The 18,977-nt window shown below is 63.0% G+C and carries 18 protein-coding genes; 12 read left to right on the top strand and 6 right to left on the bottom strand.

Translation table 11 applies throughout. The features are described from left to right. Positions 1–24 precede the first annotated feature (24 nt). Positions 25–1,056, top strand: coding sequence for a diguanylate cyclase domain-containing protein (locus ACT9T4_RS00340; RefSeq protein WP_042551825.1), 1,032 nt, complete (start codon positions 25–27; stop codon positions 1,054–1,056). 1 nt (position 1,057) lies between these two features. On the opposite strand, the gene ACT9T4_RS00345 is transcribed toward ACT9T4_RS00340, so the two are convergent. Next, positions 1,058–2,710, bottom strand: coding sequence for a sensor domain-containing diguanylate cyclase (locus ACT9T4_RS00345; RefSeq protein WP_499115013.1), 1,653 nt, complete (start codon positions 2,708–2,710; stop codon positions 1,058–1,060). Between the two features lie 163 nt (positions 2,711–2,873). On the opposite strand from ACT9T4_RS00345, the gene prfB reads away from it, so the two are divergent. The 5 genes from prfB to ACT9T4_RS00370 all read left to right on the top strand — a co-directional run bounded on the left by prfB (position 2,874) and on the right by ACT9T4_RS00370 (position 8,045). Continuing rightward, a protein-coding gene (gene prfB, locus ACT9T4_RS00350) for a peptide chain release factor 2 (protein WP_156152626.1) occupies positions 2,874–3,969 on the top strand; the annotation gives its coding sequence in 2 pieces (ribosomal slippage) (positions 2,874–2,945 and positions 2,947–3,969; 1,095 coding nt in all). 60 nt (positions 3,970–4,029) lie between these two features. Further along, positions 4,030–5,532, top strand: a complete 1,503-nt coding sequence (gene lysS, locus ACT9T4_RS00355) for a lysine--tRNA ligase (RefSeq protein ID WP_042551821.1) — start codon at positions 4,030–4,032, stop codon at positions 5,530–5,532. A gap of 154 nt (positions 5,533–5,686) precedes the next feature. Continuing rightward, a complete protein-coding gene (locus tag ACT9T4_RS00360; protein ID WP_499115014.1) occupies positions 5,687–6,238 on the top strand; it encodes a hypothetical protein in 552 nt (183 codons plus the stop codon). A 130-nt stretch (positions 6,239–6,368) separates the two neighbouring features. Next, on the top strand, positions 6,369–7,664 hold the full coding sequence (locus ACT9T4_RS00365) for a flavohemoglobin expression-modulating QEGLA motif protein (protein ID WP_042551819.1): 1,296 nt from the start codon (positions 6,369–6,371) through the stop codon (positions 7,662–7,664). 60 nt (positions 7,665–7,724) lie between these two features. Continuing rightward, positions 7,725–8,045, top strand: a complete 321-nt coding sequence (locus tag ACT9T4_RS00370) for a PA3694 family proteiin (protein ID WP_042551818.1) — start codon at positions 7,725–7,727, stop codon at positions 8,043–8,045. Positions 8,046–8,140: 95 nt separating this feature from the next. Here ACT9T4_RS00370 and lptF (ACT9T4_RS00375) read toward each other — a convergent pair whose 3' ends face one another. The 5 genes from lptF (ACT9T4_RS00375) to ACT9T4_RS00395 all read right to left on the bottom strand — a co-directional run bounded on the left by lptF (ACT9T4_RS00375) (position 8,141) and on the right by ACT9T4_RS00395 (position 11,729). Continuing rightward, positions 8,141–8,929: a lipotoxin F family OmpA-related lipoprotein LptF gene (gene lptF, locus ACT9T4_RS00375; protein ID WP_042551817.1), complete on the bottom strand. Its 789-nt coding sequence runs from the start codon at positions 8,927–8,929 to the stop codon at positions 8,141–8,143. A 46-nt stretch (positions 8,930–8,975) separates the two neighbouring features. After that, a complete protein-coding gene (locus tag ACT9T4_RS00380) occupies positions 8,976–9,395 on the bottom strand; it encodes a DUF4398 domain-containing protein (RefSeq protein WP_042551816.1) in 420 nt (139 codons plus the stop codon). A gap of 471 nt (positions 9,396–9,866) precedes the next feature. Beyond that, the gene (gene lptF / locus ACT9T4_RS00385) at positions 9,867–10,655 is read right to left on the bottom strand and encodes a lipotoxin F family OmpA-related lipoprotein LptF (RefSeq protein WP_042551815.1); all 789 of its coding nucleotides are present in this window, start codon (positions 10,653–10,655) and stop codon (positions 9,867–9,869) included. A 43-nt stretch (positions 10,656–10,698) separates the two neighbouring features. Then, the gene (locus ACT9T4_RS00390) at positions 10,699–11,133 is read right to left on the bottom strand and encodes a DUF4398 domain-containing protein (protein WP_042551814.1); all 435 of its coding nucleotides are present in this window, start codon (positions 11,131–11,133) and stop codon (positions 10,699–10,701) included. Between the two features lie 251 nt (positions 11,134–11,384). Beyond that, positions 11,385–11,729, bottom strand: a complete 345-nt coding sequence (locus ACT9T4_RS00395; RefSeq protein WP_042551813.1) for a hypothetical protein — start codon at positions 11,727–11,729, stop codon at positions 11,385–11,387. 182 nt (positions 11,730–11,911) lie between these two features. Here ACT9T4_RS00395 and ppc point away from each other — a divergent pair, with 182 nt between their 5' ends. The 6 genes from ppc (at position 11,912) to ACT9T4_RS00425 (ending at position 18,897) form a co-directional block, all read left to right on the top strand. Continuing rightward, the gene (ppc, locus tag ACT9T4_RS00400; protein WP_042551812.1) at positions 11,912–14,548 is read left to right on the top strand and encodes a phosphoenolpyruvate carboxylase; all 2,637 of its coding nucleotides are present in this window, start codon (positions 11,912–11,914) and stop codon (positions 14,546–14,548) included. A 344-nt stretch (positions 14,549–14,892) separates the two neighbouring features. After that, on the top strand, positions 14,893–15,540 hold the full coding sequence (gene adk / locus ACT9T4_RS00405) for an adenylate kinase (RefSeq protein WP_042551811.1): 648 nt from the start codon (positions 14,893–14,895) through the stop codon (positions 15,538–15,540). A gap of 293 nt (positions 15,541–15,833) precedes the next feature. Then, positions 15,834–16,619 (top strand): HAD family acid phosphatase, encoded by a 786-nt coding sequence (locus tag ACT9T4_RS00410; RefSeq protein ID WP_179538904.1) that lies wholly within the window; start codon positions 15,834–15,836, stop codon positions 16,617–16,619. A gap of 191 nt (positions 16,620–16,810) precedes the next feature. After that, on the top strand, positions 16,811–17,503 hold the full coding sequence (gene tsaB, locus ACT9T4_RS00415) for a tRNA (adenosine(37)-N6)-threonylcarbamoyltransferase complex dimerization subunit type 1 TsaB (protein ID WP_499115015.1): 693 nt from the start codon (positions 16,811–16,813) through the stop codon (positions 17,501–17,503). Positions 17,504–17,620: 117 nt separating this feature from the next. Next, a complete protein-coding gene (locus tag ACT9T4_RS00420; protein WP_042551808.1) occupies positions 17,621–17,962 on the top strand; it encodes a hypothetical protein in 342 nt (113 codons plus the stop codon). A gap of 71 nt (positions 17,963–18,033) precedes the next feature. Next, the gene (locus tag ACT9T4_RS00425) at positions 18,034–18,897 is read left to right on the top strand and encodes a DUF72 domain-containing protein (RefSeq protein ID WP_179538903.1); all 864 of its coding nucleotides are present in this window, start codon (positions 18,034–18,036) and stop codon (positions 18,895–18,897) included. The last annotated feature ends 80 nt before the right edge of the window (positions 18,898–18,977 follow it).

The raw sequence follows: 18,977 nt of genomic DNA on the forward strand, positions 1-18,977 counted from the left end.
AGCCAGGTGGGTCTGGAGACCAACATGCAAGCCCCCCCACATTCCACGGAAGAACTCGGCTCACCCAAGGAAGGCGCGGTCATGGTGTTGCTCGTCGACGATCAGGCGATGATCGGCGAGGCCGTGCGCCGCGAGCTGTTGGGCGAGGGCGGCATCGACTTTCATTACTGCTCCGACCCCACTCAGGCCGTCGCGGTGGCCGAACAGTTGCGACCGACGGTGATCCTTCAGGATCTGGTGATGCCCGGTGTCGATGGGCTGACGCTGCTGGGCGCCTACCGTGCGCGGCCTTCGCTGCGCGACGTGCCGATCATCGTGCTGTCGACCAAGGACGACGCGACCGTCAAGAGCACCGCTTTCGCCTCCGGTGCCAACGATTATCTGGTCAAGCTGCCGGACACCATCGAACTGGTGGCGCGCATTCGCTACCACTCGCGCTCCTACACCGCGCTGCAGCAGCGCGATGAAGCCTACCGTGCGTTGCGTGAAAGCCAGCAGCAGTTGCTGGAAACCAATCTGGTGCTGCAGCGCCTGATGAACTCCGATGGCCTGACCGGGCTGTCCAACCGCCGGCACTTCGACGAATACCTGGAAATGGAATGGCGCCGCGCCCTGCGTGAGCAGACGCCGATGTCACTGTTGATGATCGACGTCGATTTCTTCAAGAGCTTCAACGACAGCTTTGGGCATGTCGCCGGTGACGACGCCCTGCGCCGCGTTGCCGGAGCCTTGCGCGGCTGCTGCAGCCGCTCCACCGACATGCCTGCCCGCTATGGCGGCGAAGAGTTCGCCATGGTGCTGCCGAGCACCTCCGCGGGCGGAGCGCGGCTGCTCGCCGAAAAGGTTCGTCGGGCCGTCACCGACCTGGGCATTCCCCACGACAAGCCCGAACCTGGCTCGGTGCTGACGACCAGTCTCGGCGTCGCTACCCTGGTGCCGCGCGCCGGTCAGACCTCCCTGCAATTGGTCAATCTGGCGGACCGCGGCCTTTACATGGCCAAGCAGGCGGGTCGCGATCAGGTCGGTCTGGTGAACGACACCAGCTCCCTGGCCTGAATCAGACGGGCGAGTTGTCGATCTGCGGCTCGCCATGAAATACCGCACGACCGCGGCCGTTCTGCTTGGCGCGATACAGGGCCTGGTCCGCCAGTTCCACGACCTGTTCCAGGCTGGCGTGATCCTGCGGCCATAGCGCGCCACCGATGCTGCAGCCGATCTGCAATTCTCGGCCCTCCCACTCGATCACCGCCCCCAGCGTCTGAATAGCTCGCTCGGCCACCTGGCGGGCCTGTCCGGCCGCTTCATCGAGCGGTACCTGGAGGATCATCAGGAACTCGTCGCCCCCCAGGCGCACCACCAGATCCCCGGCACGCAGGCAGCCGCGCATACGCGAGGCCGACTCACGCAGCACCCGGTCGCCAACCGCATGGCCGTGGCGATCGTTGACCGGCTTGAAACCGTCCAGGTCCAGATACAACACCGCCAGCCCGCAGGGTGTTCCCTGGCTACGCTGCTCTGCCCGCGGCAGGTACCTGGCCAGCGCCGCGCGGTTCGGCAGGCCGGTCAGCGGGTCATGGTGGGCACGGTTGTCCAGGGCACCGAGCTCGGCGTGCTGATGGGTCAGGCTTTCCACCAGATGGCGGATGGAGTGGCTGAGCTGGGCGACTTCCCGCGGGCTGTCGACTTCAGGGATCACGATGATTTCGCCATTGGCGAGACGATCCGCTGCCTTGGCGATGCTGCGCAGTGGCCGGGTGACGTAGGTCGCCAGCAGCCAGCCACAGGCTGCGAACAGCACTGCCAGGACGCCGCCCCAGAGCACGATGCTGGTGTGGATGGCCTGTACCGGTGCATCGGCCTGCGCCAGTGACTGGCGGGCGACCACCGTCCAGCCCAGGCCCTGATAGTCGAGGTAGCCCTGGCTGAGCGCCAGGCCGGTCAGGTACTGCTTGCCGTCCGGCCATTGCTGCACGGCCCAGTGGGTAGTGTTGCCCGGCAGGTCCTGCATGGCGGGAAGGTGCAGGCGCTGGCCGATCATTTCCGTGGGGGCCAGCAGCAGGGTGCGGTCGCGACCGACCACGAAGAACTCGATCTGCCGACGCTCCTCGATGGGTTTGAGGATCGCCTGGCGTACCTCGTCGGCCCATGACCACGACAGGTGCGACGCCAGCACGCCGACCAGGCTACCGTCCGCCGCATGCACCGGCAGGCTGATATCCACGAACTTCATCGCCTCGCCCGTCGGGTTGGGCAGCAGTTTGGCCAGCAGCACGGCCTCGTGCACGTCACCAATGAACAGGCCCTTGCTACCCTCCAGGAATACCGGGCGCTGAGCAATGCTGGCGCCTTCCAGCACACGGTTGCTGGAGGCCAGCACCGTGCCCCGGGTGTCGGTGAAACCGATCCAGGCGATGCTGGGGAATTCGCCCTGCAGGTGGTCCAGCAGGCGGCGTACATCGTCGATGTCAGCCGGCTGGCGCAGTACGCGAAGGCTGCCGATGACCTGCAACATGCTGGCGCGGCTCTGCATGTCGCGGTCGAGGCGGTCGATCATCATGTGCGACACCTCGGCCAGATCCCGACCCACGTCCTCGCGAATGCGCTGGGCGGAATCCTGGCTGATCAGGCTGCCAAGCAGCCAACTCAGCAGACTCACCAGCAGGGCAATCGACAGGGCTAGACGGCTACGCAGGCTTTGGGCACGAAACATGGTGCGCGATGATCCTTCAACGGCTCGATGGGCAGCCTCTCGAGTATAGATGGCCGTCGGTCCGTCGCAGGATGATTGATAACGCCAGGCGTGCTGCCAGAGAACCGCGACTCGGGTATACTCGTCGGCTTTTCCGAAGTTTTACCTGTGAGTGCCGCCAGCCATGGAAATCAACCCGATCCTTAACAGCATCAAGGACCTGTCCGAGCGCACCCAGACCATTCGGGGGTATCTTTGACTACGATCACAAGCATGATCGTCTCGTCGAAGTAAACCGCGAACTCGAAGACCCGAACGTCTGGAACAAGCCGGAATACGCCCAGAACCTCGGCCGTGAGCGTGCCACGCTGGCGCTTATCGTCGAGACCATCGACGACCTGACCGGCAGCCTGGCCGATTCCCGCGACCTGCTCGACATGGCCGTCGAAGAAGACGACCAGAGCGCCGTCGACGACGTCGCCGCAGAAATCGAACGCCTGCGCGAAATCCTCGAGAAGCTGGAATTCCGCCGCATGTTCAGCCACGAGATGGACCCGAACAACTGCTACCTGGATATCCAGGCCGGTTCCGGCGGAACCGAGGCGCAGGACTGGGCCAACATCCTGCTGCGCATGTACCTGCGTTGGGCCGACAAGCGCGGTTTCAGCGCCGAGATCGTCGAACTGTCCGAAGGCGAAGTCGCCGGTATCAAGGGCGCCACCGTGCACATCAAGGGCGAGTACGCTTTTGGCTGGCTGCGCACCGAAATCGGTGTCCACCGCCTGGTGCGCAAGAGTCCGTTCGACTCCGGCGCCCGTCGCCACACCTCGTTCTCGGCGGTGTTCGTGTCGCCCGAGATCGACGACAAGGTCGAGATCGAGATCAACCCGGCCGACTTGCGTATCGACACCTACCGCTCCTCCGGTGCGGGTGGTCAGCACGTCAACACCACCGACTCGGCGGTACGTATCACTCACGTGCCGACCAACACCGTGGTGGCGTGTCAGAACGAACGTTCCCAGCACGCCAACAAGGACACCGCCATGAAAATGCTGCGGGCCCGGTTGTACGAGCAGGAAATGCAGAAGCGCAACGCGGCTTCCCAGGCGCTGGAAGACACCAAGTCCGATATTGGCTGGGGTCACCAGATCCGCTCCTACGTGCTCGATGACTCGCGCATCAAGGACCTGCGTACCGGCGTCGAGCGCAGCGACTGCCAGAAGGTTCTCGATGGCGACCTCGATCAGTACCTCGAAGCCAGCTTGAAACAAGGCCTGTAATACCTTTTGGTTCCGCCCCGGTGGGGGCGGCGACTACCCCGTGATGGAATCCCGACGAACATGAGCGACCAACAACCCGACCAGCAGCAACTGCAACAGGAAGAGAACAAGCTGATTGCCCAGCGCAAGGAAAAGCTTGCTGCCATCCGTGAGCAGGGCAACGCCTTCCCCAACGACTTCCGTCGTGACAACCTCTGCGCCGACCTGCAGAAACGGTACGTCGACAAGACCAAGGAAGAGCTCGAAGCCGCTGCCATTCCGGTCAAGGTTGCCGGTCGCATCATGCTCAACCGTGGCTCCTTCATGGTCATTCAGGACATGAGCGGGCGCATTCAGGTCTACGTCAACCGCAAGACCCTGCCCGAAGAAACCCTGGCAGCGGTGAAGAGCTGGGACATGGGCGACATCATCGCCGCCGTTGGCACCCTGGCCCGCAGCGGCAAGGGCGACCTGTACGTGGAAATGACCGACGTGCGCCTGCTGACCAAGTCGCTGCGTCCGCTGCCGGACAAGCACCACGGCCTGACCGATACCGAGCAGCGCTATCGCCAGCGCTACGTCGACCTGATCGTCAACGAAGACGTGCGCGAAACTTTCCGCGTGCGCTCCCAGGTGATCGCCCACATCCGTCGTTTCCTCGCCGAGCGCAACTTCCTCGAAGTGGAAACGCCGATGCTGCAGACCATTCCCGGCGGCGCTGCGGCCAAGCCTTTCGAAACCCACCACAACGCCCTCGACATGGCCATGTTCCTGCGCATCGCGCCGGAGCTGTACCTCAAGCGGCTCGTCGTTGGCGGGTTTGAGAAGGTGTTCGAGATCAACCGCAACTTCCGTAACGAAGGCGTTTCGACCCGGCACAACCCCGAGTTCACCATGCTCGAGTTCTACCAGGCCTATGCCGATTACGAAGACAACATGGACCTGACCGAGGAGCTGTTCCGCGAGCTGGCGCAGAGCGTGCTCGGCACCACCGACGTGCCATACGGCGACAAGGTGTTCCACTTCGGTGAGCCGTTCGTGCGCCTGTCGGTGTTCGACTCGATTCTCAAGTACAACCCGGATATCACCGCCGCCGACCTGCAAGACGTGGACAAGGCGCGCGCGATCGCCAAGAAAGCCGGCGCCAAGGTGCTCGGTTTCGAAGGCCTGGGCAAGCTGCAGGTGATGATTTTCGAGGAACTGGTCGAGCACAAGCTGGAGCAGCCGCACTTCATTACCCGTTATCCGTTCGAAGTCTCGCCATTGGCCCGTCGCAGCGACGATGATCCGAGTGTGACCGACCGTTTCGAGCTGTTCATCGGTGGCCGCGAGATCGCCAACGCCTACTCCGAGTTGAACGATGCGCAAGACCAGGCCGAGCGCTTCCAGCAGCAGGTGGCCGACAAGGACGCAGGCGATGACGAGGCCATGCATTTCGATGCCGACTTCGTTCGCGCCCTCGAATACGGCATGCCGCCCACTGCCGGTGAAGGCATCGGTATCGATCGCCTGGTGATGTTGTTGACCAACTCGCCGTCGATCCGCGACGTCATCCTGTTCCCGCACATGCGCCAGGAACTCTAAGGGTTTGCCAGAGCCGCCTTCGGGCGGCTTTTTATTACCTGTGATTCAGCGCCTATCCTGTTGATGGACAACTGGTTTGGACGCTTGACGCGCCGCGTCGAGGGAATGGACTATCAGCGCGTGGCGGTCCCACGATCGTTTCAAGGAGAGCATGATGAAAGCCTGGCGTGCACTGGTGGTGCTGTCGTTTCTGTTGTTGAGCGGTTGCCTGGTGACCTTCAAGGAGCCGATCCCGGCCAACGAAGCAGCGCCGATTCCCCTGCTTGGTACCTGGTCACGCACCGACGAGTGGGGCGAGCTGCGCTTTCTGGACATCAGCCGTTCGGGCTCCAATCTCTACAAGGCCGATGCCTACACCGACAGCATCGACAACATCGCCAGCCTGCAGAGCTACAGCTTTACCGTCGCCCACCACGGCCGACGCTGGTACCTGTCGGCGGGGGTGCCCAAGCGCATGGGCGCGAATTTCGCCATCGGCGGCTTCGAGTTGACCCACAACAATGAGCTGGTGCTGTTCAACCTCGACGTCGAACGTATCCTCCAGGCCATCGACAACGGTGAGCTCAAGGGCAGCACCGTGGCGATGCCGCAGGGCGATGGGGTACTGGTCTCCAGCGGCCTGGAACAGGTGTTCGCGTACCTCAACGATCCGGCCAACTCCGATGTGTTCGTCGAGGTGGCGCGCTATCAGCGAACCGGGCCGTGAGTGCTTCTCACGATCTGCTGCACGCCGGCCCTGGAGCGCTGAAAAAACGCTCGCATGAGGCTGTCCGGCAAGGTCGTGACCAGGCTCTGCGGGTCGATTCGGCACTTTCAGCAACGCAAAGAGGATTGCCATGAACAGCCACACAGGACTCGACGGTTACCAACTGGTCGTGCGCGCGCTGTCCGATCGTATCGTCGAGGCGCAGACGCCGATCCGTGTACTCGATGCGGTGAAATGGGACGACTCCATTCGCCAGACCTTTCTCAAGCACAAGGGCAGGGAGCTGCCGGCGATAGACCGTGGCTACTACGACAGCCGACCGCTGGCCTTCGATCCGGCCGCCAAGAAGCTGGAGTTCCAGAACATCGAGCGCGACATCACCCGCCAGCTCGGCCAGTTCAATCCGGTGGGGCAGATCATGCGCCGCATGTGCCGCGAGTACCGCATGGTCATCCGCATGCTGGAAGCCCGTGGTACCTCGGATTTCGGGTTGATTTCCCAGGAGCTGTACGGCGCGGCGTCCGACGCCTTCCATGCCGGTGATCCGACCCTGGCCGATCTGGGGCTGATGTTTTCCGGCTACCTGAACAACATCGACAGCCGCGGCGACCTCAAGGACGAGCCCAAGACGCTGACTGCCAAGGACGCCGTCGCGCTGCTGCAGAGCCGGCTGAATCTGGTGTTCGGCGAGAGCGACAGCACCATTCGCGTGTTCGAGTCCGACGGCATTCTCGCTGACGCCGCGGCCGGTGCCGATTACATCAAGATCCGCGCCGATGCCATGTTCAACGAGCGCGACGTCAAGGCACTGGAAGTACACGAAGGCCTGGTGCACGTGGCAACCACGCTCAATGGCCAGAACCAGCCTGTTTGCACCTTCCTGGCCAAGGGGCCACCCTCGTCGACGGTCACTCAGGAAGGCCTGGCCATCCTCATGGAAGTGATCGCCTTCGCCTCCTACCCCAGTCGCCTGCGCAAACTCACCAACCGCACCCGCGCCATTCACATGGCCGAGCAGGGCGCGGATTTCCTGCAGGTCTGCGATTTCTACCGTGAGCAGGGTTTCAGCCTGGAAGACAGCTACAGCAACGCCGGTCGCGCGTTCCGGGGCTCCGCTCCGAACGGTCTGCCCTTCACCAAGGATCTGTCCTACCTGAAGGGGTTCATCATGATCTACAACTACATTCAGCTCGCCGTGCGCAAAGGCAAGCTGGAACAGATCCCTTTATTGTTCTGTGGCAAGACCACGCTCGAAGATATGCGTACGCTACGTCAACTGGTCGATGAAGGCCTGGTGAGCCCACCCAAGTACCTGCCGCAGCAGTTTCGTGATCTCAACTCGCTGTCGGCCTGGATGTGCTTCTCCAACTTCCTCAACCACCTGAGCCTGGACCGCATCGAAGCCGACTACGCCAACATTCTCTAGGGGCAGCCGCTGCGGTTTTCCGGGGCGTACCGTACGAGCTTGTCTTCAACTGAGAGGTTTATGAGCGAGCGCAATCCCATTCCCCTGATTCTCACCGCCATTGGCAGCATCGCCGGCACTGTCATGGTGCTCGGCTACTATGGCTATCTGCACTTCGCCAAGCCTGAGGATGCCTTGCTGCTGTCCGAATTCACCATGCTCAAGACCGTTCCTGGCGAGGACTACAAGGTGTCGCTGAAGGCAGCCGACCAGGTTGCCCAATGCATCGATGGCGTGCTGGTGCTGTTCGATCTCAAGCAGAAGGGGCTCAGCGGGGTACTGGTCGATAACCGCAGGCAGGCCGTGCGTTGCATGGTCGATGACATGCCGCCGGATCGTTAGGGGCTGGGCGACGCAGGGCGCCCCTGTACGCAGATTCGCGGAGCCAGAAATGACGAACCCCGCCGTGGCGGGGTTCGCTTTCGTTCGGCCTGCGCTTAGTAGCTGCGGAAGGACGAGCGGGGGGCGACGGCTTTGTTGTCGTTGGAAATGGTCACTTCCACGCGGCGGTTCATGGCACGGCCAGAGGCGCTGGCATTGCTGGCGACCGGGTATTCCTTGCCGTAGCCCTGGGCGACGATTCGCTCCGGGCCCACGCCCATGCGTACCAGTGCGGTGCGTACGGCGTTGGCGCGGCGATCCGACAGGTCGAGATTCAGGGCTTCCGAACCGGTGCTGTCGGTGTAGCCTTCGACCAGAACCTTGCGGCCGGGATTGTCACGCAGGAACTCGGCCAGTTGGTTGATGTTGTGCAGGCCTCCGGCCTTGAGCTCGGCGCGGCCAACGTCGAACAGCACGTCACCAAAGGTGACCAGCGTGCCGCGTTCGGTTTTCTTGCCGTTCAGGCTGCTCTGCAATTGCTTGATTTGCGCTTCACGGGCTTCCAGGCGTGCCTGAGTGCGCTGTGCGGCGGTCTTTTGCAGGTCCTGCTCGGTGGTGCGCAGGGCGATGGTCTGGCGCGCCACTTCGACACGCTGGTTGGCCAGGTAAGACAGCTGATCGACGATCTTCTGGTCTTCCTTTTCACGATAGGCCTTCTCGGCTTTTTCCAGGAATTCGCCGGCGTCCTTGGTCTCCAGGGCGGCTACCTTGATCGCCTTGGGATCGCTTTGCAGGGTCGAGAAGTTGCTGCGCGCCTGTTCCAGATTGACGTTGGGCTTCGTCGAGCAGGCTGCCAGGCCGACGCTCAGGGCCAGCAGGGCGGGGATCATCAGTTGATTACGCATGTTTGGTCATCCTTTAACGATTAGCGAGGTCTGTTCGACAGACCTGTTACTGGCCTTGGGCAGGAGTGCTCTGGAAGCCGCGCAGGCCTTCCTGACGCAGTTCTTCGATGCCTTGTTGGGCATCCTTCAGTGCTTTCTCTGCCTTCGCCGCCTGGGTCTTGCGAACCGCCAGGCGTGCATCCCACTCGGCCTGCTCTGCCAGCCGTTTGGCTTCCTCGAATTTCTTTTCGTAAACCTTCTGCTCGGCCTGCTTCAGCTTGTCCTGGGCGGAGCGGGTTTCCACTGCGGCGAATTCTGTTCCGCCAGAGCTCACGGCTTCATTGACGGCAGACTTGGTCACCGCCAGTTGCTCGCTGGGCGGGGTGCCTGCACAGCCAGCGAGAATCAGGGCGCTGCCGACGGCCAGTGTCGCGGCTTTCCAGCCCGCCAGTTGAGTGCGCGCTTTTGAAGCAGTCTTGGTGCTCATGGTGTATGCAACTCCATAGGTAGTTTCCTGGCAGGTAGTCGATTTCCATGATGGTTTACCTGCCGCATCGAAATGGGCCGCGGAGGCCGATAGCTGCGAGCAGCTACCGTTCGTCCGTCGACCAGCGGGCATTATTGCATGACGAACGGTCGTTTTCACCGATTAGTGGTTGTTTGCTCCGATGAGCGGTATTTTCGGGTGCCTGGAGTCTGCTCGGCGCTGTCGAGCGAGGTTCGCGGGTCGCGCGGCGAAGGAGGCACGGAAGGCGTGAGTCGCGGGTGGTAAACGCGGGTTCGAGGGCTGGGCGATTGGTCGTGGCGGGGGCAGGGTTACGGGCGTGTGGCGAGGTTGGTCATCAGGATCCCATTTGCCGGAGCTACAAGGCGCAAAGATGTCGCCAGGGGCGCGTGCCGGCTGCCCCTGAAACGACAGAACCCCGCCGAAGCGGGGTTCTGGTGCAACAGCAGCTACTTAGTTGCTGCTTACGGACGAGCGAGGAGCAACCGGCTTGTTGTCGTTGGAAATGGTCACTTCCACACGACGGTTCTGAGCGCGGCCGGCAGAGTCGGCGTTGCTGGCAACCGGGTATTCTTTGCCATAGCCCTGAGCGACGATGCGCTCCGGACCTACGCCCTGACGTACCAGTGCGGCACGTACGGAGTTGGCGCGACGCTCGGACAGGCCCTGGTTGTAGTCAGCCGAACCGGTGCTGTCGGTGTAGCCTTCGACGATTACCTTGCGATCCGGGTTTTCCTGCAGGAACTGGGCGAGCTTGGCGATGTTGGCGAAGCCGCCTGGCTTGAGCTCGGCACGGTTCAGGTCGAACAGTACGTCGCCGAAGGTGACCAGAGTACCGCGTTCGGTCTGCTTGGCGTTGAGGCTGTTCTGCAGTTGCTTGATCTGCGCGTCACGGGCTTCCAGGCGGGCCTGGGCACGTTGGGCGCCCGTCTGCTCGAGGCTCGCTTCGGTGGTGCGCAGTGCGATGGTCTGACGCGCCACTTCGATGCGCTGGTTGGCCAGGTAGGAAAGCTGGTCGACCTTCTTCTCGTCTTCTTTCTCGCGGAAAGCGCGCTCGGCTTTTTCCAGCGCTTCACCGGCATCCTTGGTTTCCAGTGCCGCGACCTTCACAGCTTGCGGGTCGGTCTGCAGCGTGGAATAGCCGCTACGCGCCTGCTCGAGGTTCACGTTCGGTTGAGTGGAGCAGGCAGCGAGGCCAACGCTCAGAGCCAGCAGGGCTGGAATCATCACTTGTTTACGCATGATCGTTCATCCTTTATTCAATTGGCGAAGTCTGACGAAGCCGTTACTGACCTTGGGTCGGAGCCGGCTGAGCGCTGCGCAGACCTTCCTGACGAAGTTCCTCGATACCCTGCTGGGCATCCTTCAGTGCCTTGTCAGCCTTGGCTGCCTGGGTTTTACGCACGGCTACGCGTGCGTCCCACTCGGCTTGTTCGGCCAGGCGTTTGGCTTCTTCGTAGTTCTTCTCGATGACTTCCAGCTCGGCCTGCTTCAGTTTGTCCTGGGCAGACTTGGTTTCGACCGCGGCGAATTCGGTACCGCCGGAGCTCACGGCTTCGTTGACGGCCGACTTGGTCACAGCCAGTTGCTCACTGGGCGGAGTGCCTGCGCAACCGACGAGCAGCAAGCTGCTGCCGATAGCCAGTGCCGCAACTTTCCAGCCGGCTAGTTTGGTACGAGCGTTTGGGGCAGTTTTAGTGGTCATGGTGTGCAACTCCATTGGTAAATTCCTGGCAAACAGTCGGTTTCCACGATGGTCACCTGCCGTCCGGAAACTCAGGAGCGATAGCGGCTGAGTTAGTTTTTCTCCGGCGACCAGTGGTCATTACGGCATAACCCTGTGAGTTGGCTGAGTCAGGAAACGTTCAGCAAAAAAGTGCACGTTGCCAGGATCGCGTCGCCAGAAAAATGTCGAAAGCCGCGCCACTCGGCGCTTTGCGCGGCATCTGGCGACAGGGCCGCGGTTCTCGATCAGGGCTCGCTTCGCTCGGCCTCGGCATTCATTTCATGCAGGTAGTGGCGAGCCAGCTCCAGAAAACGCGGGGTAGGGCCGACGTCTTCGTAGACCGGGTTGCCTTCTTCGTCCGTGGCGACCACGTGAGTGCCCTGAACGTAGGGCAGGCTGGCTTCGAGGTCTTCCAGAGCGGCACCGAGCAGCTCGGCGATCAGCTCTTCTGGGCGCCGTTTCGGGTACATGTGGCCGAGTGCCGCCAGGCGCGCGGCCGACTCCACATCCAGATGCACCTGATAAGGCGTACTGACCAGGCGGCCGGTTGCGTTCTGTTCCCATTGCTGGACGAGTTCGCGGATCTTCATAGGTACCTCGAGGTGTGGCGGGTTCTCTGTTACAGACCTGAGCCCTCCGGCTGCGTTCCGATTGACGCCTGTGGCGGCGCGTATCGGCGCTTCGTTCTGCTGCTTTGGTCGAAGGGCTGCTTGTCAGGCAGTGCCAGGCTGGGCCAATCTGCAGGTTCACGCAGCGGCGGAGGCACACCGGTATGACGCAAATCGACGCACGTCTACGCGAGGACGTTCACCAGCTTGGCGAGTTGCTCGGCACCACCATCCGCGAGCAGCACGGCGATGCTTTCCTCGACAAGATCGAGCGCATCCGCAAGGGCGCCAAGGCTGCGCGCCAGGGTTCGGCGGACGGGGCTCGACAGCTGAGCGATACCCTTGACCAACTGCACGACGACGAATTGCTGCCGGTCGCCCGTGCCTTCAACCAGTTTCTGAACCTGGCTAACATCGCCGAGCAGTATCACCGCGTGCGCCGACGTGATGCCGGCGAGGCGCAGCCCTTCGAGAACCGCATACTGGACGAGCTGCTGCAGCGTCTGCGTGCCGGTGGGCATGATCGCGAAGCCCTGGCCCGGCAGGTCGGTCGGCTGGATATCGAATTGGTGCTCACCGCGCACCCGACCGAAGTCGCCAGGCGCACCCTGATTCAGAAATACGATGCCATCGCCGCGCAGCTGGCGGAGCAGGATCACCGCGACCTGTCCGCAGGTGAGCGCGACGCGATTTCCAGCCGCCTGCAGCGGCTGATCGCCGAGGCCTGGCACACCGAGGAAATCCGTCGCGTGCGCCCGACCCCGGTGGACGAGGCCAAATGGGGCTTCGCGGTAATCGAAAACTCGCTGTGGTACGCCCTGCCGACCGTGCTGCGCAAGGCTGATCAGGCACTGCTGCGGGAAACCGGGTTCCGTCTGCCGCTGGAGGCCGCGCCGATCCGATTCGCCTCGTGGATGGGCGGCGATCGGGATGGCAACCCCAACGTGACGGCCAAGGTGACCCGCGAGGTTCTGTTGCTGGCCCGCTGGATGGCCGCCGATCTGTATCTGCGTGACATCGACAGCCTGGCCGCCGAGCTTTCCATGCAGCAGGCCAGCGATGAATTGCGCGCGCGCAGTGGCGACAGTGCCGAGCCCTACCGGGCGCTGCTCAAGCAGCTCCGCGAGCGCTTGCGCGCCACCCGGACCTGGGCTCACGAGTCGCTCGCCGGTCCGGTCAGCCCGCCTGCCGCCGTGTTGCAGGACAATAGCGACCTCTACGACCCACTGCATCTTTGCTACCGCTCGCTGCACGAGTGCGGCATGGGCGTCATCGCCGACGGCCCGCTGCTCGACTTCCTGCGTCGGGTGAAAACCTTCGGCCTGTTCCTGGTGCGCCTGGACGTTCGCCAGGACGCCACTCGCCATGCCGCCGCGCTGGGTGAGATCACCGATTATCTGGGCCTTGGCCGTTACCAGGAATGGGATGAAGAACAGCGTCTGCACTTTCTGCAGACCGAGCTGAACAGCCGTCGTCCGCTATTGCCCGCGGACTTCCGTCCCGCAGGCGAGACCGCCGAAGTGCTGGCGACCTGTCGTGAGGTCGCGGCCGCGCCCGCGGCGTCTCTCGGTTCCTACGTCATCTCCATGGCGGGAACCGCCTCCGATGTGCTCGCGGTACAGCTGCTGCTCAAGGAAGCCGGGCTGCGCAGGCCGATGCGTGTGGTGCCGCTGTTCGAAACCCTGGCCGATCTGGATAACGCAGCGGTCGCCATCGAGCAATTGCTGGGGCTGCCGGGCTATCGAGCCAGCTTGCACGGCCCGCAGGAAGTGATGATCGGCTACTCCGACTCCGCCAAGGATGCCGGGACCACCGCTGCCGCCTGGGCGCAGTACCGTGCCCAGGAAAGTCTGGTGGAGATCTGTCGTCAGCATCAGGTCGAGCTGCTGCTGTTCCATGGCCGCGGTGGCACCGTGGGCCGCGGTGGTGGTCCCGCCCACGAGGCGATCCTGTCGCAACCACCGGGCTCGGTGAACGGGCGTTTCCGCACCACCGAGCAGGGCGAGATGATCCGCTTCAAGTTCGGCATGCCGGACATCGCCGAGCAGAACCTCAATCTCTACCTGGCCGCCGTGCTGGAGGCGACCCTGCTGCCGCCGCCCGCGCCCGAGCCAGCCTGGCGCGCGCAGATGGACAGGCTTTCTTCCGACGGCGTGGTCGCCTACCGCGGCGTGGTGCGCGAGCATCCGCAGTTCGTCGAGTACTTTCGCCAGGCGACGCCGGAGCAGGAGCTTGGCCGCCTGCCGCTGGGCAGCAGGCCGGCCAAGCGGCGCGAGGGCGGGGTGGAAAGCCTGCGGGCAATCCCCTGGATTTTCGCCTGGACGCAGACCCGCCTGATGCTGCCGGCCTGGCTGGGCTGGGAGGCCGCCCTGAGCGGAGCGCTGGAGCGCGGCGAGGGCGAGTTGCTGCGCGACATGCGCGAACACTGGCCGTTCTTCCGCACGCGCATCGACATGCTGGAAATGGTGCTCGCCAAGGCTGACGAGTCGATCGCCAGGCTGTATGACGAGCGTCTGGTCAGTGCCGAACTGCACCCATTGGGTGCGCATTTACGCGACCTATTGTCGCAGGCGGGTGGTGTCGTACTGGGTCTCACCGGGCAGTCGCAGTTGCTTGCCCACAGCCCGGAGACGCTGGAGTTCATCACCGTACGCAATACCTATCTGGATCCATTGCACTTGCTGCAAGCCGAGCTGCTGGCCCGCTCGCGGCAGCGCGAGCAGGAGGCGGGAAGCCCTCTGGAGCAGGCGTTGCTGGTCAGCGTGGCGGGTATCGCCGCCGGTTTGCGCAATACCGGTTGAGGGCATCGGGCGCAGCGGGTGATTGCTGCGCCGATAGGCGGAAATTGCCGGTAAAAGCTGGGAAGATTGTCCTCTGTGGCAGTTTTCGGGGAAATTCTGTTCGGCTTTGACCTTGGTTGTATGGTGGCGCCGCGAAAATATGATGCAAGCTGCGAGGCGTCGTCTGGAAATGAGGCCCCGGTCGCATTTGTCTGCGACTTTCGATGGCTTGTGCGGCATTGGGGCGCTGTGTATCTTGATCGACCTTCTAGCAGTTCGGCCCCTGGCCGGCCTGCCGAAACCTTCTGAGATTGGCCCCACGAGGCGAGTCCACCATCACTACCAAGAACTTGAGGAGCACATCGATGCGCGTGATTCTGTTGGGGGCGCCCGGTGCCGGCAAAGGTACTCAGGCTGGTTTCATTACCAAGAAATTCTCGATTCCACAGATCTCCACCGGTGACATGCTGCGTGCAGCGGTCAAGGCAGGCACTGAACTGGGTCTGGCCGCGAAAAGCGTGATGGATGCCGGTGGCCTGGTCTCCGATGAGCTGATCATCAACCTGGTCAAGGAGCGCATCGCTCAACCCGATTGCGCCAATGGCTTCCTGTTCGACGGCTTCCCGCGCACCATCCCTCAGGCTCAGGCCCTCAAGGACGCTGGCGTGCAGATCGATCACGTGGTCGAAATTGCCGTCGATGACGAGGAAATCGTCGGCCGCATCGCCGGTCGCCGCGTACACCCGAACTCCGGTCGCGTGTACCACACCGAGCACAACCCGCCGAAAGTCGCTGGCAAGGATGACGAAACCGGTGAAGATCTGATCCAACGCGACGACGACAAGGAAGCCACCGTGCGTCATCGCCTGTCGGTCTACCATTCGCAGACCAAGCCCCTGGTGGATTTCTACCAGAAGCTTTCGGCTGCCGAAGGCACGCCGAAATACAGCGCCATCGCCGGCGTCGGCTCCGTCGAGCAGATCACCTCCAAGGTCCTGGCAGCGCTCAGCTGAGCCCTGTTTACCGGATATCAACGGCCCGCTTGCGGGCCGTTGTCGTTTCTGGGCATGCCGATGGCTTGGCGGGTTAAGCCAGTGTCGTTCCTGGAGCGCGGATCGAGCGCCTGGCTATCTAGTATCGGTACGGTCCGCGCCTTTCGGGCGTCAGGCCGCTACCTTCGGCATGCACCATCGTTCCCGGCTGAGCAGCGCAGGAAATCCGCGCTGCTGTGCTGGTTTCATCGACCGTCACGAAACAGCTTCGAGGAAGGCGGCTTTACATCAACCACCCCATCAGAGTGCATTCCATGACCAAGAACAGAAGATTTGTCTGCTTGCCCATCGCCATCGTGGCTTCGGCATTGAGCGCATCCGTCGCATTCGCCGACGACGCCCCGGAAAAAAAGGGCGAGTGCCCGGTTGACCAGTTCACCATGGCGTTGCGTTATCAGCAGCAATCAGCGGAAGTTCGCGCCCTGCAGATGCAGGCTTACAACATCGCCACCGAGAAGCTGGATGCAGCGGTGGCTGCGGCGGAAGATCCTTCGAAGCTCGCCATCGTTTCCGATGTGGATGAAACCATCATCGACAACTCGGCGCTGCTGGCCCGTGACCTTGCCAATTGCCACACCTACGACGGCTGGGACACCTGGCTGCCTTGGGAGCGCGACGGCAATCCGGTATTGATCCCGGGTGCCAAGAAATTCCTCGAGCACGCTGACAAGCTGGGCGTCGCCATCCGCTATGTGTCGGATCGCTCGCAAGAGCAGAAGGACTACACCCTCAAGGCCCTGAAGAAGCTCGACCTGCCGCAGGTCAGCGCAGAAAGCGTGCTGCTGCTCGGACCGCCCAAGGTCGAGCGCCGAGCGCTGGTCGCCAAGGACTACCGCATCGTGATGCTGCTCGGTGACACCCTGCATGACTTCGATGCACGTTTCCGCAAGACGCCGGTGGCGGAGCAGCGCGCGACCGCCGAGGCAGAGTCCGCTAAATGGGGCACCGAGTGGATCGTGTTCCCCAATTCCGGCTATGGCACCTGGTCGAAAGAGCCCCTGAAGGGCTGGGACGCCAAGCCCGTCATCGAGAAGTGGTAAGCGAGCCAGCCCGTCCGCTCGCGGGCTGACCCGCTGCTTGACGGTGCCCATCCAGGGCATCGTCGTGGTGGTGTAGCACTCAGTTGCACCGCCTCATGGGCCGCAGGACCCGCCGTTTGCCCCGCTGTGCTGGAAAAAAACGCCTCAAACCGTTTTAATGCCCGCCCGCTCAGCCACCTCTACAGATCACCATGACCACTCTGCTGGCCCTCGATACCGCCACCGAAGCCTGTTCCGTCGCCCTGCTGCACGATGGTCGAGTGACGAGTCACTACGAGGTGATCCCGCGTATGCACGCTCAACGGCTGTTGCCGATGATCAAGGCGCTGCTGGGCGAGCAGGGCCTCGCACTGTCGGCGCTGGATGCCATCGCCTTCGGTCGTGGCCCAGGTGCCTTCACCGGTGTGCGCATCGCCATCGGCGTGGTACAGGGGCTGGCGTTCGCGCTCGATCGCCCGGTGCTGCCGGTGTCCAACCTGGCGGTGCTGGCGCAACGCGCGCTTCGTGAGCACGGGGCCAGCCAGGTCGCTGCGGCCATCGATGCGCGCATGGATGAGGTCTATTGGGGCTGTTACCGCGCCGAGCAGGGCGAGATGCGGCTGGTCGGTCACGAGGCCGTGCTGGCGCCGGAGCAGGCGCTGCTGCCGAGCGAGGCGGCAGGCGAGTGGTTCGGTGCCGGTACCGGCTGGGGCACCTTTGCGCCGCGCATTGCCGCACAGGTTGCTGCCAGGGATGATGACATGCTGCCCCACGCCGAGGACCTGCTGAGCCTGGCGCGTTTCGCCTGGGCGCGGGGTGAGGCGGTGGTTGCCGACCAGGCGCAGCCCATCTATCTGCGTGACAAGGTGGCCACTCCCAAGATGCCGCCACCGGCTGGATTCTGAATTTGCCGACGGACGAGCCGTCCTTTTGTCGTCAACTTCCCGCCATGCATTGCCAAGGCCGTGTGGTGCAGCTAAATTGCCAGCACTTCCGCACGTCTTTCTGCCGAGCCTTCACTGATGCGTATCGACGGTAACATCGCGCCCTACTCACCGGATCGTGGCCCCCGCTCGGGGACTGCGGTCACGCCCTATCGTGAGGCGAACCGGGAAGAGGAAGTAAAGCGCGAGCAACCGGCAACCACCGCCGCTACTCAGGGCTTCGAGCAGACCCCGCAAATTCGTCGCGTGCAGCAGACCAACTCCAGCACCGACAACTTCCCGGTGCGCTCGCTGGACGTGACCTACCAGCCAGCCATGAGCAATCGCGCCGCTCAGGCCATCGCCAGCTACAGCAGCACCGAGGCCTATGCCCGTGACGTGGATGCCCAGCAGGTGTTGGGTCTCGATCTGTACGCCTGATCGACTTCCGATCTGCACCTCTGGCCGTACACAGGGCACAATAGCGGCCTTTGACTCGTCAGCGATTTGCCATGCTTCCCTATTTCCTCGGTTGCCCTTCCTGGAACGAGACCGCCTGGCGCGGCAGTTTCTATCCGGCCGACCTCAATCTGGCTGACAGCCTCGAACACTACTGCCGCGTCTTCAATGCGGTGGAAGGCAATACCACGTTCTATGCCCGCCCTGATCAGGACAAGCTGGTTCGCTGGGTACAGCGCATGCCCGAGCACTTCCGCTTCTGCGCCAAGGTGCACAAGGACATCAGCCACGAGGGGGATCTGCGTGATCAGCTCGACGGCACCCAGGCGTTTCTCGAACTCCTGGCGCCGCTGGGAGATAGAGTGGCGCCGCTGTGGCTGCAGCTGCCGGCCATGTTCGGGCCTTCTCGACTGAACGAGCTGGCGGTGTGGCTGGATGCGTTCTCGCAGCGTCGGCTGGCCGTCGAAGTCCGCCACCCGGCGTTCTTCGACAAGGGTGACGAAGAGCGCGCCCTCAATCGGCTGCTGCACGAACGGGGTGTCGAGCGCATTTGCCTGGATTCCCGTGCGCTGTTCAGTTGCCGCTCCAGCGACCCGGCGGTGTTGCATGCGCAATCGAAGAAACCCCGCCTGCCGATTCGCCCGGCGGCGTTCAGCGACAGCCCCCAGGTGCGCTTCATCGGCGGTCCGGATCTGGATGCCAACCAGCCCTTTCTCGAGCCCTGGCTGGACAAGGTCGCGGCCTGGATCGAAGACGGTCTGACGCCCTATGTATTCCTGCACACCCCGGACAACCACCTCGCTGCCGCCCAGGCGCTACGCTTTCACCAGTCGTTGAGCGAACGCCTGCCGGGCTTGCCGCCGCTCCCCCCATACACCGACAAAGCCCCTCGCGCCGAACAGCTCGGCCTGCTTTGAGAAAGCGTGGAAGCAGCTTGTCGATCGTTCCTCAGGCTCTGCGTGGGAGCGCCTGTCAGGACGCCAGGCCAGGATCTTGA

It is taken from the genome of Pseudomonas sp. SZ40, from assembly GCF_052958135.1.

Coding starts and splice junctions, on each gene's coding strand:
- ACT9T4_RS00340 (WP_042551825.1), top strand. CDS start 25: ATGCAAGCCCCCCCACATTCCACGGAAGAACTCGGCTCACCCAAGGAA.
- ACT9T4_RS00345 (WP_499115013.1), bottom strand. CDS start 2,710: ATGTTTCGTGCCCAAAGCCTGCGTAGCCGTCTAGCCCTGTCGATTGCC.
- lysS (WP_042551821.1), top strand. CDS start 4,030: ATGAGCGACCAACAACCCGACCAGCAGCAACTGCAACAGGAAGAGAAC.
- ACT9T4_RS00360 (WP_499115014.1), top strand. CDS start 5,687: ATGAAAGCCTGGCGTGCACTGGTGGTGCTGTCGTTTCTGTTGTTGAGC.
- ACT9T4_RS00365 (WP_042551819.1), top strand. CDS start 6,369: ATGAACAGCCACACAGGACTCGACGGTTACCAACTGGTCGTGCGCGCG.
- ACT9T4_RS00370 (WP_042551818.1), top strand. CDS start 7,725: ATGAGCGAGCGCAATCCCATTCCCCTGATTCTCACCGCCATTGGCAGC.
- lptF (WP_042551817.1), bottom strand. CDS start 8,929: ATGCGTAATCAACTGATGATCCCCGCCCTGCTGGCCCTGAGCGTCGGC.
- ACT9T4_RS00380 (WP_042551816.1), bottom strand. CDS start 9,395: ATGAGCACCAAGACTGCTTCAAAAGCGCGCACTCAACTGGCGGGCTGG.
- lptF (WP_042551815.1), bottom strand. CDS start 10,655: ATGCGTAAACAAGTGATGATTCCAGCCCTGCTGGCTCTGAGCGTTGGC.
- ACT9T4_RS00390 (WP_042551814.1), bottom strand. CDS start 11,133: ATGGAGTTGCACACCATGACCACTAAAACTGCCCCAAACGCTCGTACC.
- ACT9T4_RS00395 (WP_042551813.1), bottom strand. CDS start 11,729: ATGAAGATCCGCGAACTCGTCCAGCAATGGGAACAGAACGCAACCGGC.
- ppc (WP_042551812.1), top strand. CDS start 11,912: ATGACGCAAATCGACGCACGTCTACGCGAGGACGTTCACCAGCTTGGC.
- adk (WP_042551811.1), top strand. CDS start 14,893: ATGCGCGTGATTCTGTTGGGGGCGCCCGGTGCCGGCAAAGGTACTCAG.
- ACT9T4_RS00410 (WP_179538904.1), top strand. CDS start 15,834: ATGACCAAGAACAGAAGATTTGTCTGCTTGCCCATCGCCATCGTGGCT.
- tsaB (WP_499115015.1), top strand. CDS start 16,811: ATGACCACTCTGCTGGCCCTCGATACCGCCACCGAAGCCTGTTCCGTC.
- ACT9T4_RS00420 (WP_042551808.1), top strand. CDS start 17,621: ATGCGTATCGACGGTAACATCGCGCCCTACTCACCGGATCGTGGCCCC.
- ACT9T4_RS00425 (WP_179538903.1), top strand. CDS start 18,034: ATGCTTCCCTATTTCCTCGGTTGCCCTTCCTGGAACGAGACCGCCTGG.